Source organism: Streptomyces sp. WMMB303, from assembly GCF_029351045.1.
In the GTDB taxonomy this organism is placed as follows: domain Bacteria; phylum Actinomycetota; class Actinomycetes; order Streptomycetales; family Streptomycetaceae; genus Streptomyces.
Genome location: NZ_JARKIN010000001.1, coordinates 3,340,997 through 3,356,645, shown reverse-complemented (window position 1 = coordinate 3,356,645; position 15,649 = coordinate 3,340,997). Strand labels below are relative to the sequence as shown.

The following is a 15,649-nucleotide window of genomic DNA, read 5'->3' as shown; positions in this document are numbered from 1 at the left end:
CACCCGATCACCGGCCGCGGAACAACCCCTGCGGGTCGAACTCGGCCCGCAGCCGCTCCAGCCGCGTGGTCGTCTCGTCCCGGTGCACCGACCGGAGGGTGGCGGGCTCCTGCGGGCCGTAGAGGAAGTTGCCGTTCCGGGCCGGTGCCGGGCCGGTCACCGGGGCCAGCACGCGCGCGTGCAGACTCCGCACCGCGTCGTCCTGGTCGGGCCCCGACACCGGGGAGAGCACGTACACCAGATACCGCGCGTCCCGGTGGTCGACCGCGTCCGGTACCTCTGGCGGGCGGGAGAACGCGCCGCCCAGGTGCCGCACGCACAGCACGCACATCGCCGCGGCGGACGGGCCTGCCTCGGCCGGCACGGCACGCCGCGCGTCGTCGTCCAGCCCCGCCGCGTCCAGCAGGACGTTCGAACTGCGGTACGCGTGCGGCGTCTCCGGCTCGCTGAAGACCGTGGCGCACTCCGTGTACGGCATCTCCCGCACCTCGTCCACCAGCAGCGCACCGATCTCCCGCAGCGGCCGGACCCACTGCTCACCCTCCTCCCGCGGTCCGGTGAAGGCGAGGTGCACCTGGGCGAGATACCGTCCCCGCAGTGCCGCTGGGACAGCCGGCAGGTCCGGCATCGGCAGCAGCGTCACGGCAGAGGTGAGCGTGTCGGGAACCGACCGGGTCCACTCCTGCCATGTCCGCAACACCTCTTCGGCGACCTGGCCGCCGTCGAACACCAGACGACCGCCGAAGATCCGCTCCACCGGCACCAGGCCCAGCTCCAGCCCGGTCACCGCTCCCAGGCCGCCACCGCCCCCGCGCAGCCCCCAGAACAGGTCCGGGCAGCTCTCCGCGGTCACCCGGCGCAGCCGGCCGTCGGCGGTCACGACGTCGAGCCGCCGCACCAGGCCCGTCGCGTAGCCGAACTCCCGGCCCAGCAGCCCCACCCCGCCGCCCAGCGCATACCCGACGACGCCGACCCCGGGAGCCGAACCGTTGACGGGCGCCAGCCCGTGCCGCGCGGCCTCCGCCACCAGGTCGCCCGCCCGGACCCCCGCCTCGACCCAGGCGGTACGGGCCGCCGCGTCGATCCGGATCCCCGTCATCCCGCGCGTGGCGACCAGCACGCCCCCGCGGCCCGCCGCGCGCAGTCCGTGCCCCGTCGCCTGTACGGCCAGCGGCATCCCCTGGCGCCGTGCGTGGTCCACCGCCGCCCGCACATCCTCCGGCGTCCGCGCCGCGACGAGCACGTCCGGACCGTGCCGGTCCCCGCGCTGGAAACCGGTGCGCTCCCGGTCGTATCCCGCGTCACCGGGGAGGAGCACACTGCCGCGTACCGCGTCCCGCAGCGCCTCCAGCGCCTTCGTCCGCATCATCTCCACTCCCGAGGTCTCGCCGGCCGGCCGGGCCGACCGGCCGTACGGCTCCATCCGCCGCTCCTGCTCCCGCCCGATCCCGCGGCCCTACCGAGCTGCCGCGTCCGGTGCCCGCCACTCGGGATCCCGGCCCAGCCAGGCGGCCAGCTGCCCGTAGCCGTCGGCCCCCGCCAGGGCTTCCCGCACCTCCCCGAAGGGCAACTGCTCCCGGCCCGCCGCCGGCACCGCCTGCTGGGCCACACCCAGCGCGAACCGGCCCACTTCCTCGTCCAGCGGTCCGCTCCAGCCGAGCGCGCGGGCCAGGTCCCAGGTGTGGGCCGCGGTCTCCATCACCGACCCGGCGAGCGCCATCCGCCCCGGCACCCGCCCCCAGGGCACCGTCACGACGGTCTCCATGAGCGCGTCGTCCGCCCAGGCTTCGATCATGCGCATGCGGCCGTCCTCGAAGAGGTCCGGCCACTCCCCCGCCGGTACCTCGGCCGTCCACTCGGGCAGGTCGGCACCCTTGCCGTCGCCGCCGCCGGGAACGGCGGCGATGCGCCGCATGGCGCCGACGAGATGACCCAGCAGGGAGCGCACGTCGTACTCGGTGCACGGCGTCGGTGCGTCGAGCTGCTCGGTCCGGACGGCGGCGACCACCGTCGCCAACTGCGCGGTGCCGCGGGCGTACAGCGGGCGGGGGTCGGGCATCGCGGGTGTGCTGCTCACAGTTCTCTCCTCATACGTCGGGCTCCGCCGTGCGGAGCCGCGGCTTCGACGGAGGAGAGTCTGCCGGGAAAACCTGACATGACCCGTCAACATTTTTCCGGCACTCTGGTGGGGTGAAATCCGACCGGTTGCTGGCCATCCTGCTGCTGCTCCAGACCCGCGGCCGGGTGCCCGCCGAAGAGCTGGCGACAGAGCTCGAGGTCTCCGCACGCACCATCTACCGGGACATCGAGGCGCTGTCGGCGGCCGGGGTCCCGGTGTACGCGGAGCGCGGCCGGCACGGCGGCATCACGCTGCTGCCCGGCTACCGCACCGACGTGACCGGGCTGACGGCGGACGAGGCCCGCGCGCTGTTCGTGCTGGCCGCACCGGGCCCGCACTCGGCACTCGGTCTCGACAGCGCGCTGGCGTCCGCGCTCCGCAAGGTGATGGCGGCACTGCCCGCCCCGCACCGCCCGGCCGCCGATCTCACCAGCCGCCGCATCCTGGTCGATCCGGACCGGTGGCTGCCGGGCCCTCGCACCGAGGTGGAACTGGACGTGCTGCACACCGCGGTCTTCGCCGACCGCAGGCTGCGCATCCGCTACCGGCACGGCGGCGACAGCCGACCGCACACCTACACCGTCGACCCCTACGGTCTCGTCAACAAGGCCGGTGTCTGGTACCTGGTCGCCGACCGGCGCGGTTCCCCCGCCCTCTTCCGCGCGGACCGGATCGCCTCCGCGACCGCGCTGGAGGACCCCGTGCGGCGGCGCGCGGGCGTCGAACTCGCGGACGTCTGGCACACGCTGCGGCGCCGGGTGGAGGAGCGGAACCGGGACGTGCGGGTGACCGCGCGGGTGCACAGATCCCGGCTGGGCATGTTCGCCCGGATCGTCGCGCCCGTCCTGGCCGCACCCCTCGGTACCGAGGCGGACGAGAACTCCGCGGGGGACGACGGGGCCGAGGGAGCCGAGGGAGCCGAGGGAGCCGAGGGAGACTGGGTCACCGCCCGTCTCGCGTTCTCCGCCCTCCCCGCCGTGTCGGTACTCCTCCAGTTCGGCCCCTGGGTGCGGGTGGTCGATCCGCCCGAAGCCATCGAGGAACTGCTGCTCCGGGTCCGCGAGACGGCCGCGCTGTACGACGTGCAGCACGGGAGCACCCCGTCGGACGGGGCAGCCCCGGCGCCGGAGGAGGCCCCGGGGCCGTCCTGAAGGGCGGCGGGGCCGACTCCCGCTACGCGGCCAGTCGCTCCAGCACCCGGGCGATGCCGTCCTGGTCGTTGGAGGTGGTCATCTCGTCGGCGACGGCCAGCAGTTCCTCGTGGCCGTTCTCCATGGCGACACCGCGCCCCGCCCAGGCGAACATGGGGATGTCGTTGGGCATGTCGCCGAAGGCGAGGGTCTCGGCCGCGCGGACCTTGAGACGGCGGGCCGCCAGCGCGAGCCCCTTGGCCTTGCTGAGGCCCAGCGGGAGCAGTTCCACGATGCCCTCGCCGGCCATGACCACACCCACCAGGTCGCCGACGGCGGCCCGTGCGGCCTTCACCAACTCGTCGTCGCCGAGCTGCGGATGCTGGATGTAGAGCTTGTTGAGCGGCTTCCGCCAGATGGTCTCGCGGTCCTCGAAGGGGACATACGGCAGCGGTCCGTCGTGGACGCGGTACCCGGGTCCGGCCAGTACCTCGCCGTCCAGGCCGTCCCGGGAGGCGGCCACCGCGACGGTGCCCACCTCCTTCTCGAGCAGGGTGAGGGCCTGTTCGGCGACCCGCCTGTCGAGGGTGACGGAGGTCAGCAGCCGGCCCGAGCCCGCGTCGTACACCTGCGATCCCTGTGCGCACACCGCCAGCCCGCGGTGGCCGAGGTCCGCCAGGATCTGCTTCGTCCACGGCACGGCCCGGCCGGTGACGACGATGTGCGCGGCGCCCCGCGTGGTGGCGGTCTCGAGGGCGGCCCGGGTGCGCTCCGAGACGGTGTCGTCGGAGCGCAGCAGGGTGCCGTCGAGGTCGGTGGCGATCAGACGGTAGGGGAAGGCAGGCGGGCCGGAGGGTGCCGCGGGCGACGTGCTCACCTGGCGACCGGCTCCAGTGCGCTGCGGCCGCCCAGATAGGGCCGCAGCACCGGCGGGATCCACACCGAGCCGTCCTCCTGCTGGTGGTTCTCCAGCAGTGCGACGATGGTGCGGGGTACCGCGCACAGTGTGCCGTTCAGCGTCGCCAGCGGCCGTACGGCCTTGCCGTCGCGGCCCTCGCGCATCCGGACCGCGAGCCGACGGGACTGGAACTCGGTGCAGTCCGAGGTGGAGGTCAGCTCGCGGTACTTGCCCTGGGTGGGGATCCACGCCTCGCAGTCGAACTTGCGGGCCGCGGAGGAGCCCAGGTCGCCGGTGGCCACATCGATCACCTGGAACGGCAGCTCCAGGGACGAGAGCCACTGCTTCTCCCACTGCAGCAGTCTGCGGTGCTCCTCCTGGGAGTCCTCCGGTGCGACATAGGAGAACATCTCCACCTTGTCGAACTGGTGGACGCGGAAGATGCCGCGGGTGTCCTTGCCGTACGAACCCGCCTCGCGGCGGAAGCAGGGCGAGAAGGCGGCGTAGCGCAGCGGCAGCCGGTCGGCCTCGATGATCTCGTCCATGTGGTAGCCGGCCAGCGCGACCTCGGAGGTGCCGACGAGATACAGGTCGTCCTTGTCGAGGTGGTAGACGTCCTGCGCGGCCTGGCCGAGGAAGCCGGTGCCGTCCATGGCCTGCTGCTTTACCAGCGCGGGCGTCAGCATCGGGGTGAAGCCGGCCTCGGTCGCCTGGGCGATCGCCGCGTTGACCAGGGCCAGCTCCAGCAGGGCCCCGACGCCGGTGAGGAAGTAGAAGCGCGAGCCCGACACCTTGGCGCCGCGCTCGACGTCGATGGCGCCGAGCTTCTGGCCCAGCTCCAGGTGGTCCTTGGGCTCGAAGCCCTCGGCCGCGAAGTCGCGGGGCGTGCCCAGGGTCTCCAGGACGGTGAAGTCCTCCTCGCCGCCGACCGGGACGTCGGGGTGCACCAGGTTGCTGAGCCGGCGCAGCAGCCGCTGGGTCTCCTCCGCGGCCTCGTCCTTCTCCGCGTCGGCGGCCTTCACCGCGCCGGCCAGTTCCCCGGCGCGGCGCAGCAGTTCGTCCTTCTCCTCGCCCGCGGCCTTCGGGATGCGCTTGCCGAGCTGCTTCTGCTCGGAGCGGAGTTCGTCGAAGCGGACACTGGAGGACCTGCGCCGCTCGTCGGCGGAGAGCACCGCGTCGACGAGGTCGACGTCCTCTCCACGGGCGCGCTGGGAGGCGCGCGCACGGTCGGGGTCCTCACGGAGCAGGCGAAGGTCAATCACCCCGCCAGGGTACCGGTGGCCTCGGGAGCTGCTCGATTCGACATCCCTTTGATGCGTTTTGTCCGAATTGGGGGTTTTGGTATTCCGGGGAATTGCTGTTCCCCGGGATTCCCGTTCTTCCGATTCTCCGGTTCTCCGGCTTTCCGGCTTCCGTGCGGGATGGATCCGTGCGGTGCGCTGCGCTGCGCGGGGGATGGGGTGGACTGGGGGCATGCACGGGGAAGTTGGGCGGGCCCTCCGGAGGCACTTATCCACAGCCGGGGGTGCGGCGGCCGAGTTTTCCACAGGGGCGGGAGGAGTGCTGTGGAAATGAAGGCGTTCCGTTCCGGCGCCGGTGCGATCGGCGCGGAATTCCCCGGGTAAACCCGAAATACCCACTCAATCGAGGGGGAATAGCTCACCCCAAAGAGTTGATCAAGGGAATTGTAGTGACGCGGTGAGGGGCGCGCCCTGTGGAGGGGGATGTGGTCTGTATGCCGTTTTGTCGACTGCGTCCGTTTTCCCTGTCGACTTGTGCACAGGTCACCCTTCACTCCTGTGGATAACTTCCCGGGGTCTGCGTACGGGGCCCGCGTGACCGTTCCGGCCGCGATCCGGCCTCGCCGGTGCGACCCCGGCCGTGATCCGGTCCGCCCGTCGGCATGGTTGAGCGTCGCTGGGTGCCGTTCGGTGCCGTTCGGTGCCGTTGGGTCAGTCCCGTCCGTCCAGGCACCGCGACAGCCAGTCGGCCGCCGCCACGAAGTCCTCGTCCGCGGTACCCGAGCGCACCGTCGGCGGCTGCCGGTCGGCACGCGGGTACGAACCCAGGAAGCGCACCGCGCGACACGAGCGCCGCAGTCCCATCAGCACGTCGCCCACCCGGCGGTCCTGCACATGGCCCTCGGAGTCGATCTGGAAGCAGTACTGCCCGATGCCCTCGCCCGTGGGCCGCGACTCGATCCGCATCATGTTGACGCCGCGCGAGGCGTACTCGTGCAGCACCTCCAGCAGCGCGCCGGGCTGGTCCCCGCGCAGCCAGAAGACCACCGAGGTCTTGTCGGCGCCCGTCGGCGCCGCCGGGCGCCCGGGCGGCCCCAGCAGCACGAACCGGGTCGTCGCGTTCTCCGCGTCATGGATGTCGGTGACCAGCGGCTCCAGACCGTAGGTCGCGGCGGCGAACTCGCCCGCGAACGCGGCATCGTAACGGCCCTCCTGCACCAGCCGGGCCCCGTCCGCGTTGGAGGCCGCCGACTCCCACACGGCGTCCGGCAGCTGCGCCGCGAGCCAGTTGCGCACCTGGGGCTGGGCGACCGGATGGCCGGTGACGGTCTTGACCTCCGCCAGCGGCGTGCCGGGCCGCACCAGCAGTGCGAAGGCGATCGGCAGCAGCACCTCGCGGTAGATCATCAGCCGGCTGCCGCCCGCCAGCTCGTCGAGGGTGGCGGTGACACCGCCCTCCACCGAGTTCTCGATCGGTACGAACGCCGCTTGGGCCTCCCCGTTCCGGACGGGGTCCAGAGCAGCCGGAACCGACACCATGGGAGTGAGCTGGCGGGTGGCTGCTTCCGGCAGGGTGTGCAGCGCGGCCTCGGTGAAGGTGCCCTCGGGTCCCAGGTACGTATAGCGGCTCGCAGATGACATACCGCCACGGTAGTCCGGTCCACAGGGCACCGGGTGCCGATCTCAGCCCTCGAGCAGCCGCTGGCCCACGTACTCGCCCTTGCCCGGGCCTCCCGGCACCGCGAACAGCGCACTCGCCTCGTGCCGCAGGAACCGCGACAGCGCGTCCCCCCGGTCGAGCTTGCGCTGCACCGGCACGAAGCCGCGCAGCGGATCGGCCTGCCAGGCCACGAACAGCAGCCCGGCGTCCGGCGCCCCGTCGCCGCGGAACCCGTCGTGGAAGGAGAAGGAACGGCGCAGCATCGCCGCTCCCCCGTTGCTCTCCGGGGCCGTCACCCGGATGTGCGCGTCCGCGGCGATCAGCGGCCGCCCGTCCGGCCCGCGCTTGTCCAGATCGGGCTCGGTCCGCTCATGGCCCCCGGAGAGCGGAGCACCGTCGGACTTGCGCCGCCCGATGACCTGCTCCTGATCGCCGAGCGAGTGGGTGTCCCACGCGTCCAGCAGCATCCGGATCCGCCGCTGCACCACGTACGAGCCCCCGGCCATCCAGGAGGGGGCGCCCGAGGACGGTACGAAGATCCGCTCGTCGAAGTCCTTCTCCTCGGGGCGGGGGTTGTTGGTTCCGTCGACCTGCCCCATCAGGTTGCGCATCGTGCGGGGCTGCTCGGTGGCGCCCGGAGAGCGGTTGAAACCGGACATGTGCCAGCGCACCCGCGCCGTGTCCGCCGCCTCGCGCTGCAGGGCGCGCAGCGCGTGGAAGGCGACCAGCGCGTCGTCCGCGCCGATCTGCACCCACAGGTCCCCGTCCGAGCGCTTCTTGTCCAGCGCGTCCGCCGAGAAGTCCGGCAGCGGCGCGAGTTGCGCCGGCAGCCGGTCCGTGAGCCCGGTACGGGAGAAGAACGTACGGCCGAATCCGAAGGTGACCGTCAGCGAGGACGGGCCGGCGTCCAGCGCGATCCCGGTGTCCCGCTCGCCGCCCTCGGGCGGTTCACCCGCCATCATCCGTCGAGCCGCCTCCGACCAGCGGCGCAGCAGCGCCGCGGCCTGTTTGCGGCCGGCCCGGGGTGCGAGGTCGAAGGCGAGCAGGTGGCCGTGCGCCTGGGCCGGGGCCACGATTCCGGCCTGGTGCGTGCCGTGGAAGGACACGGCCGTGGAGCCCAGCGAGGAGAGGGTCGTGGGCGGCGCGTCCTGGGCCGCCGAGTGGGCCCAGGCGCCGCCCGCGGCGCCCGCCGTCAGCCCGGCGGCGCCCGCCGCGGAGGCGGTGCCCAGCAGCCGCCGACGGGTGATCCGCCCGCTCTGCCGGGGCTCTCGGCTCTGTCCGCCGGCCGCGCCGTCGCCGTTGCTGCCGTCGTCGGCGCCGTCCGGCGCGCCCGGCGCTTCGGGCGTGCGCTGCGAGCGCTGCGTGGGAGGAGTCTTACGGGTGTTCTGAGTGCTCATGTCGTCGCTCGGTTCCGGCTCAGCCGATGGTGGCGGTCGTGGTCCTGGTGATCTGATCGATGTCGGAGGTGCGGACGGTGACCGCGACCTTCCATTTTCCGGCCATGGGCAACTGGAGTCCGTCGGCTCTCCAGTGCCCCTTCTCCCGCCCGACCGCTTCGAGCGGAACGGACAGCGGGCCGAGATCCCGCGCGGGCAGCGTGAAGGCGACCTTCACCTCGGCCGCCTCGACGGGCTTGCCGCTGGGTGCGGTGGTGCGCAGCTCCAGGGTGTTCCCGCCGCGGGTGCCGGGGGAGATCTCCAGCGCGGCCCGCCCCTTCCCGCCCGGGCCGCCGGTGTCGAACGGCACCTCCACATCCACCGGCCCACCGGGGTCCCGCGCCGCTTCGGCCGCACGCGCCTGCTCCTCGGTGCGGCCCGGTTCGGTGCCGGTCAGGACCGTGGTGACGGCGAGCAGCACCACGGCGAGGGACGCCTCGGCCAGCACCGAGCGGCGCAGCGCGCTGCGCCCCGGATCGGCTTCCCGCTCCCGGCGCTGCCGGGCGGCGTCGGCGGCCGCCCGCTGGCGGGCCAACTGGGCGGCCCGGACGGGGTCGCCGGGGGCGCTCTCCTGCGGCCGCGTGGAGTGGCCGCCCTCCGGGGCGGGGGAGGGACCGCTGCGCGTCCGTGGCGTGTCGTCCGGGCCCGGGGCCGTGGCCCGGACAGTGGCGTCTTCCGGGGTGCGGCCGTGCGGGACGGCTGCCGCCGCACCGGTCGTAGTCCCCCGGCTCCCGGAGGCGGCGTCCCGGATCGCCGAGGCGGCGGCCTGCTCCGGGAGTTCGGTCAACCGGGTTGTCCACCGCCGGGAGAACCAGGCGACCGACAGCACGGTGCCGACCAGCAGGATCTTCACCACCAGCAGTTGCCCGTACGAGGTGTCCGTCAGCGCGCCCCAGGAGCCCACCTGCCGCCACGACTGGTACAGCCCCGTCGCCGCGAGCACCACGACGCAGCCGAACGCCAGCCGCGAGAACCGCCGCACTGTCGTACCCGTGGGCGAGGGTCCCCAGCGCAGCAGGCAGAACAGTGCGGCCAGACCGCCCAGCCACAGGGCGACGGCGAGCAGATGCAGCACGTCCACGGGCACCGCCAGCCCGGTCTGGATGCCGGTGGAGGCGTGTTCGGCCAGCGACCAGGTCGCCGCGAGACCGGCGGCCACCAGGGCCCCGCCCGCGGACAGTCCGTAGTGCAGGTCCCGCCGCTGCCGCGCCGCCTGGCCCTCCCGGGGTGCGGCTTCGGATTCCCCGGCCTCCCGCGGCAGACCAGCCGCACCAGCCGCACCGGCTGTACCGTTCTGCCGGGCTTCCTCCCGTTCGCCGCTTTCGTCTTCGGGTGCCCGCTGCCGCGCGTACACGCCGAAGAGCACCGAGGTGAACAGCGCGCCGGCCGCGAGCAGCAGCAGCCGGGAGACCAGCGCGGCTCCCGGCTTGGTGGCGACCACGTCCTTGAGCCCGCCCAGGTCGAGCACGTCCGCGAACCGGCCCGATCCGGTGTAGGGCCCGCGCAGCAGCAGCAGCGCCAGCGTCGACGCCGCCAGGAGGCTCCAGCCGGTGGTCACCAGCCGCTGCACCGCGCGTGCGGAGGCCGTCCGCGGCGAGCACAGCAGCACGAAGGCCGCACCGCCGATCAGCAGGATGTAGCCCGCGTAGGCGACGTACCGCCCGATGCCGTAGAGGGCGCCCACGCTCCCGCCGCCCGCGTCCTCGTCCTGCTGCGGCACCTTCGCGCTCGTCTCGGACGGTTTGCCGATCGAGAAGGTGAACGCGCCCGAGACGGGGTGGCTGTCCGCGGAGACGGCCTGCCAGGCGACGGTGTAGGTGCCCTGGCCCAGCCCCGGGTCGAGCGCGACGGTGCGCCGCACTGTGCCACTCGTACCGGTGTCGCGGACCTTCCCGGTGTCGACCCGTGCTCCGCGCGGGTCCAGGACGCGGATGGCGCCGTCCGACATGGCCACGCCCTCGGAGAAGTCGAGCGTGACCTGCCGGGGCGCGTCGTCCACCACAGTACCCTCCGCGGGATCGCTGCCCGTCAGCGCGGCGTGCGCCGCTGCCGGGCCCGCCAGTGCCAGCACTCCCAGCAGCGCGGCGGCGACCGCGGCGAGGGCCGACAGCGTGCGGACAGCGGACCGCGAGGTGGTGCGGAGGGGGCCTGGGAGGGTGGACGACACGCCTGCGAACCTCACTTCCGTCGGGTGTAGTTCGTCGCTTCGACGGGAGCCTTGACCGTGACGGCGCCGGACCGCTGGAAGTGCAGCACGAAGGTGACCGTCTGGCCCTTCGTCGGCTTGCGCTCCAGGTCCATGAGCATCAGATGGTTGCCGCCGCGTCCCAGTTCGAGCTCGCCGTGCGCGGGCACGGACAGTGACTTCACCCGCTGCATCTGCTGCTCGACGGTCTTGTGCAGTTCGACCTTGCCCGCCACGTCGCTGGAGACCGATGTCAGCCTGTCGGCGCTGTCGCCACTGTTGCGTACGGTCAGGAAGCCCCCGGCCATCTCCTCGGTCGGCGGCTGCGGCACGTAGGCGCCGCTGACCTTCAGCTCCGGGCGGCCGTCCCCCTTCGCTGCGTCTTTCCCGTCCCTCCCGTCCCCGCCGCCGGAGCAGCCGGTCAGGGCGAGCGCGCACACCGCGCCCAGTGCCAGAGCGGGAAGCGGGCGGCGCGCGGCGGTCACGGGTTCTTCCCCTCGATCAGCTCGGGCAGGTCCTTCTCGAGGATGTCCGGCCCGGAATTGCCCTCCGTGTAGAGGACGTGCGCCTTGTCGTCCTCGGGGGAGAAGGCGAGCACCTGGGCGCCGTGCGTGGAGACGACGTCGCCGTTCTTCTTCTTGTACGAGGGCGCGATGCTGACGCCCACCCTGCGAGCGCCCGCCTGGATGGTGTCGAAGTCACCGGTGAGCCCGATGAAGGACGGGTCCTGGCCGTCCAGCCACTTCCGGAGCTCCTTGGGGGTGTCCCGCTCCGGATCGCTGGTGACGAAGACGACCCGCAGCTTCTTCTGCTGCTCCTCGGGCAGCTTGGACTTGGCAACCGAGATGTTGCTCATGGTCAGCGGGCAGACGTCCGGGCAGTGCGTGTAACCGAAGTAGAGCAGGGTGGGGCGGCCCTTCGTCTTCTCGATCAGGTCGTAGCTCTTGCCGTGCGTGTCGGTGAGCGTCAGATCGGGCTTGTCGAAGGGCTGGTCGAGGACGGTGCCGCCCTTGTGCTGCTGCTTCTCGACCGTCGCCGGTTTGTCCGTGGCGCTGCCGCCGCCGTCGTCGCCGGAGCCGCAGCCCGCCAGGGCGAGCCCGGCGGCCGCGACCAGTGCCGCGGCTGCCGCGGTCGTTCTCATGGTGCGCATAGTGCTTGTCCGCATCGTGCAGTAGGGATTGTGCAGGGCCGGGGGTGCGGGCGGCGGCCGACGTCGCCCGCACCACCCGGGGGAGGTGCGGGCGGGAGTCAGGCGGTCCGACGGCGCCCCGCCAGGACGCCGAAGGCGATGCCCGCGACGCCGACGACGATGCCCGCCACGCCGAGGACGCGCGCCGTGGTGTCGGAGCCGGAACCGGAGTCCTCCTCGGGCGCTGCCGCCGTCTTCCCGGCGGCCTTGGCGTCGTCCGCCGAGTCGTCCGCGTCCGCGCCGGACTCCTCCGCCGCTGCCAGCTTCAGCACCGGCGCCGGGTGCTCGGGCTCCGCCCCGCCTTCTTGCGGCTCCTCGATCCAGCGCACGACGTCCTCGTCGTCATAGGTCTGCAGCGCCTTGAACACCAGGTGGTCCGCGTCCTTCGGAAGCTGCCCCATGGAGACGGGGAACTGCTGGAACTCGCCCGGCTCGACCTTCCCACCGCTCCAGGTGACCTTCGAGACGGCCTCGGTGACCTTCTCGCCGTGCATCGTGATCGGCTTGTCCAGCTTCTTCTTCTCGACCTTGACGTCCCAGCCGGGTACCGGCTGCGGCATCACGGACGTCAGCGGGTGGTCCGCCGGGAAGTTGACCTCCAGCTCGACGGTCGACGCGTCGTCCTTCTCGTTCGGCACCTTGAAGTTGACGGTGCTGTAGCCGCCCTTGGCGGCCTCCTGCGGGTCGACGCCGACGTGCGCCGACGCCGGCCCCGCGACCAGCAGGACGGTTCCGGCGGCGAGCGCGCAGACGGTTGCGGCGCGGCGGTTCGCGATCTTCATGAAATGAGCTCCTGAGTGACACAGGACGGATGGCATGGCATGGCATCGGAGGCGGGCACGCGAGGGCGGCACCGCGCGCAGCGTCACGGCCCGCGCCGACCGCACCCCGGGGCGGGGGCGGACGGCTCGGTCCGGTGAGCGTCGTGCGTGCGTCAGGCCGCGAGCGTGAAAGCGTCCGCCTGCCGCGCGGGCGGGCCGCGGCGGTGGACGGAGTGCTGCAGCAGCAGCGAGGACGGGTGCGCCGTCCCGTCCTCCGGGCGCTCGGGCACGGGCCGTTCCGGAACCCGCGGCAGCAGCCCGTTGTGCAGGGCCCGGACGAAGGCCAGGGCGGTGCGCAGGGCACGCGCGGCCACCAGTTCCTCGGCCACTGCCGCGGCTGAGTAGGACAGCCGCACCAGCCGCCACAGCGCGGCCTCGCCCCGCCGCAGCATCCAGCCGAGCAGCAGCGCGGCACACACGTGCCCGAGCAGCATCGGTACGTCGAGCAGTCCGGCCGCGGCCCGCGCCGCCTCGTGCAGGCAGTCGAGCGGGGTGCCGGGGAAGGAGCCGGCGCCGGCCGCGTGCGCCGCGTCCGCGGTCGTCCTTCCGGCGCCGTCCGCGCCCGCGGCGGTCTGCGGATCGAGCCCGGCGTTCACCACCACGCGCCGCGCCTCGGCGTCGCTCAGCGGCGCGGTGCCGCCGTGGCACAGCAGCTTCCCCGCCAGAGCCTGGATGCCGCCCGGCCGCGGGCCCGCCGGAGCGGCCGCCGCCGCTCCGCCGTGCAGCCTGTGGGAGCCCATCGAGAACACCAGGTGCAAGGCGACCTGCCCCGGCGCGAGCAGTCCCGCGATACCCGGCAGCGAGCGCTCCCGCCCGGCGAGCGCGACGGCGACCGCGAAGACGCAGCCGAAGCCGAGTGCCAGCGTGCCGAACGGCAGGACCGTCCCCGCGGCGAGCACATGCCCCGCGGCGGACACGGTGACGCAGACCGCGGCGAACACCGCGGCCCGCAGCAGTCTCAGGTCCGCACCGGCAGTCATGGCCGCGCCATCATCTCACCGTCGTCCCAGCCCGCACACACCAGGGCCACACCCGCTCCACCGGTGCTCAACCGACTCACCGGTGCTCGGGGCCAGCGTGCGCGGGTGGCCTCGCCGGGGGCGCGTGCCCCGGTGCGTGCCTCCGCCGTACCCGCACGCAGGGCCCCCGGCTCCACTACCCGGCGCCGCGCTCTTCCGCCGTACGGGGGGCATCGCCGCGGCGCCGCGTAGTGCCGGTACCCGCAGGCAATAGGTAAGCCGTGTGTCGAGCCGCATGGAGGGTGAGCATGAGCAGCCTGTGGTGGTCTCTCCGGCTACGGCGCGAAGCCGCCAGTGTGCCGCTCGCGCGCCAACTCCTGCTGAGCTCCATGGCCTCGGCCGGTGTCGACCCGGATGTCGCCTACGACATGTGCCTGGCGCTGTCCGAGGCGTGCGCCAACGCGGTCGAGCACGGCAGCGCCGCCGGTGACCTGGGCGGTGCCTACCGCGTCTCGGCCTATCTGGAGGGCAACCGCTGTCGCATCGAGGTGGCTGACACCGGCCCCGGCTTCCCCTCCGGATACGACCCCCGATGCGGGAACGAGGCGGAGAGCGGGCGCGGCCTCTACCTGATCGAGTCCCTCGCCGACCATGTGCGGTTCCGCAACCGCTCCGGGCGCGGCGGGGCCGTCGTCAGCTTCGACAAAGTGCTCGCCCGCCGCGACGGGCATCTGATGACCGCTTCCTGACCAGGGCGCGTTCCGCGGGAGAACCGGCCCTCCGTCCGGACGGGCCGCCGTCTCACTCCTCGGCCGCGGCGGTCCGCGGCCCGCGGGGCACGGCGGGGCTCCGGTAGCGCAGCAGCAGCATGGCGGCGTCGTCGTGCAGCGGAGAGCGCACATGCTCCTGGATGTCCAGCCGCACGGCTTCCAGCGCGCCCTCCGCGTCCGAGTCCTTGAGCAGGTGGGCGCGGTGGTCGAGCGGGTAGAAGAGGTTGTCGCTGTCGCGGGCCTCGGTGACGCCGTCGGTGTACAGCAGCAGTTGGTCGCCCGGCGCGAACGGCACCTCGTGCGGACGCGGCGGTTCACTGCCGTGCAGGCCGAGCCCCAGTGGCAGCGAGCGCCGCGGCGGTTCGGCGAAGTGCACGCTGCCGTCCTGCCGGACCGCCAGCGGGGCGGGGTGTCCGAAGTTGAGCAGGGTCGCGGTGCGTGTGCCGGACCCGTGCGGCACCTCGGCGAGCACCGCCGTCACGAACTTCTCGCCCAGCAGATGCCGGTCCAGGGCCCGTTCCAGCCGGTCCCCGACCGTGGCCAGGTCCGGCTCGTCGTACGCGGCCTCGCGGAACGCGCCGAGCACCACCGCGGCGGTCTCCACCGCCTCCAGCCCTTTGCCCTGGACGTCACCGATGATCACCCGTACCCCGTGCGGCGAGGTGACCACCTCGTACAGGTCGCCGCCGATCCGGGCCTCGGCGACGGCCGACGTGTAGGAGACGGCCACCTGCAGCCGCCCGGCACTGCGCGGCACCGGGCGCAGCAGCACCCGCTGTGCGGCCTCCGCGATGGAGCGCACGTTGGCCAGCTCCGCCTCCCGTTTCTGCCGCATCGCGGTCGCCACCAGCGCCGCCACGGAGACCCCGGCCACGGAGATCAGCGTCGCGTTGCCGCGCCGCTCGCCGAACTGGCCGTTGTAGAGGCTGAGCGCGATCGACAGTGCCATCGCCAGCGCGCCGACCAGGGCGGTGCGCCGCTTGCCGCCGCTCAGCCCGGCGAAGGCCGGACCGAGCGCCATCATCGGCTGCAGGCCGATCCCGGGTCCGCCGGTCAGATCGGCGGCACCGACGGCACCCATGGCGAGGAAGGGAAACGCGGACAACAGTCCGGTCCGCAACCGGGAGACCAAAGCGTGCTCTCTTCCTAGTCGATGACAGGCGCAGCAGGTTCGTGCCGTGACGTCGTCTCCCGTCATCGCCGCTGTGCTCGATGGTCCGGTCGGGTTCCGGCCGGTCGTC

Annotated in this window: 14 protein-coding genes; 2 read left to right on the top strand and 12 right to left on the bottom strand. The window is 73.2% G+C overall.

The window, feature by feature from the left end:
- Positions 1–7 precede the first annotated feature (7 nt).
- Positions 8–1,423 (bottom strand): FAD-binding protein, encoded by a 1,416-nt coding sequence (locus P2424_RS14945; RefSeq protein ID WP_276476231.1) that lies wholly within the window; start codon positions 1,421–1,423, stop codon positions 8–10.
- A 33-nt stretch (positions 1,424–1,456) separates the two neighbouring features.
- Positions 1,457–2,077: a TIGR03086 family metal-binding protein gene (locus tag P2424_RS14940; RefSeq protein WP_346660089.1), complete on the bottom strand. Its 621-nt coding sequence runs from the start codon at positions 2,075–2,077 to the stop codon at positions 1,457–1,459.
- Positions 2,078–2,190: 113 nt separating this feature from the next.
- On the opposite strand from P2424_RS14940, the gene P2424_RS14935 reads away from it, so the two are divergent.
- The gene (locus P2424_RS14935) at positions 2,191–3,270 is read left to right on the top strand and encodes a WYL domain-containing protein (RefSeq protein WP_276476230.1); all 1,080 of its coding nucleotides are present in this window, start codon (positions 2,191–2,193) and stop codon (positions 3,268–3,270) included.
- A 22-nt stretch (positions 3,271–3,292) separates the two neighbouring features.
- On the opposite strand, the gene P2424_RS14930 is transcribed toward P2424_RS14935, so the two are convergent.
- From P2424_RS14930 to P2424_RS14890, 9 genes are all read right to left on the bottom strand, one after another.
- Entirely contained in the window at positions 3,293–4,126 is an 834-nt protein-coding gene (locus P2424_RS14930; protein ID WP_276476229.1) for an HAD family hydrolase, read from the bottom strand.
- A complete protein-coding gene (gene serS, locus P2424_RS14925) occupies positions 4,123–5,409 on the bottom strand; it encodes a serine--tRNA ligase (RefSeq protein ID WP_276476228.1) in 1,287 nt (428 codons plus the stop codon). Before serS ends, P2424_RS14930 begins: the two co-directional genes overlap by 4 nt.
- Before the next feature lie 690 nt (positions 5,410–6,099).
- Positions 6,100–7,029 (bottom strand): prephenate dehydratase, encoded by a 930-nt coding sequence (gene pheA, locus P2424_RS14920; RefSeq protein ID WP_276476227.1) that lies wholly within the window; start codon positions 7,027–7,029, stop codon positions 6,100–6,102.
- Between the two features lie 42 nt (positions 7,030–7,071).
- Positions 7,072–8,445 carry an iron uptake transporter deferrochelatase/peroxidase subunit gene (efeB, locus tag P2424_RS14915; protein ID WP_276476226.1) on the bottom strand — a complete coding sequence of 458 codons (1,374 nt, stop codon included), beginning with the start codon at positions 8,443–8,445 and terminating at the stop codon, positions 7,072–7,074.
- Positions 8,446–8,464: 19 nt separating this feature from the next.
- Complete coding sequence (locus P2424_RS14910; protein WP_276476225.1) at positions 8,465–10,651, bottom strand: copper resistance protein CopC; 2,187 nt, start codon at positions 10,649–10,651, stop codon at positions 8,465–8,467.
- 11 nt (positions 10,652–10,662) lie between these two features.
- Positions 10,663–11,154 carry a copper chaperone PCu(A)C gene (locus P2424_RS14905; RefSeq protein ID WP_276476224.1) on the bottom strand — a complete coding sequence of 164 codons (492 nt, stop codon included), beginning with the start codon at positions 11,152–11,154 and terminating at the stop codon, positions 10,663–10,665.
- Entirely contained in the window at positions 11,151–11,819 is a 669-nt protein-coding gene (locus P2424_RS14900) for an SCO family protein (protein ID WP_276476223.1), read from the bottom strand. The genes P2424_RS14905 and P2424_RS14900 overlap by 4 nt, the downstream gene beginning before the upstream one ends.
- A 98-nt stretch (positions 11,820–11,917) precedes the next feature.
- The gene (locus tag P2424_RS14895) at positions 11,918–12,640 is read right to left on the bottom strand and encodes a YcnI family protein (protein ID WP_276476222.1); all 723 of its coding nucleotides are present in this window, start codon (positions 12,638–12,640) and stop codon (positions 11,918–11,920) included.
- A 152-nt stretch (positions 12,641–12,792) separates the two neighbouring features.
- Positions 12,793–13,659 (bottom strand): hypothetical protein, encoded by an 867-nt coding sequence (locus tag P2424_RS14890; RefSeq protein WP_276476221.1) that lies wholly within the window; start codon positions 13,657–13,659, stop codon positions 12,793–12,795.
- 287 nt (positions 13,660–13,946) lie between these two features.
- Between P2424_RS14890 and P2424_RS14885 the strand changes: the two genes are divergently transcribed.
- The gene (locus P2424_RS14885; RefSeq protein ID WP_276476220.1) at positions 13,947–14,387 is read left to right on the top strand and encodes an ATP-binding protein; all 441 of its coding nucleotides are present in this window, start codon (positions 13,947–13,949) and stop codon (positions 14,385–14,387) included.
- Between the two features lie 52 nt (positions 14,388–14,439).
- Here the strand turns inward: P2424_RS14885 and P2424_RS14880 are convergent, their stop codons facing one another.
- Positions 14,440–15,489: a PP2C family protein-serine/threonine phosphatase gene (locus tag P2424_RS14880; RefSeq protein WP_276478979.1), complete on the bottom strand. Its 1,050-nt coding sequence runs from the start codon at positions 15,487–15,489 to the stop codon at positions 14,440–14,442.
- Between the last annotated feature and the right edge of the window lie 160 nt (positions 15,490–15,649).

Bases quoted from the DNA above. Each gene is read 5' to 3' on its own strand.
- P2424_RS14945 (WP_276476231.1), bottom strand. From the start codon at position 1,423: ATGGAGCCGTACGGCCGGTCGGCCCGGCCGGCCGGCGAGACCTCGGGA.
- pheA (WP_276476227.1), bottom strand. From the start codon at position 7,029: ATGTCATCTGCGAGCCGCTATACGTACCTGGGACCCGAGGGCACCTTC.
- efeB (WP_276476226.1), bottom strand. From the start codon at position 8,445: ATGAGCACTCAGAACACCCGTAAGACTCCTCCCACGCAGCGCTCGCAG.
- P2424_RS14900 (WP_276476223.1), bottom strand. From the start codon at position 11,819: ATGCGCACCATGAGAACGACCGCGGCAGCCGCGGCACTGGTCGCGGCC.
- P2424_RS14895 (WP_276476222.1), bottom strand. From the start codon at position 12,640: ATGAAGATCGCGAACCGCCGCGCCGCAACCGTCTGCGCGCTCGCCGCC.
- P2424_RS14890 (WP_276476221.1), bottom strand. From the start codon at position 13,659: ATGACTGCCGGTGCGGACCTGAGACTGCTGCGGGCCGCGGTGTTCGCC.
- P2424_RS14885 (WP_276476220.1), top strand. From the start codon at position 13,947: ATGAGCAGCCTGTGGTGGTCTCTCCGGCTACGGCGCGAAGCCGCCAGT.
- P2424_RS14880 (WP_276478979.1), bottom strand. From the start codon at position 15,489: ATGGGTGCCGTCGGTGCCGCCGATCTGACCGGCGGACCCGGGATCGGC.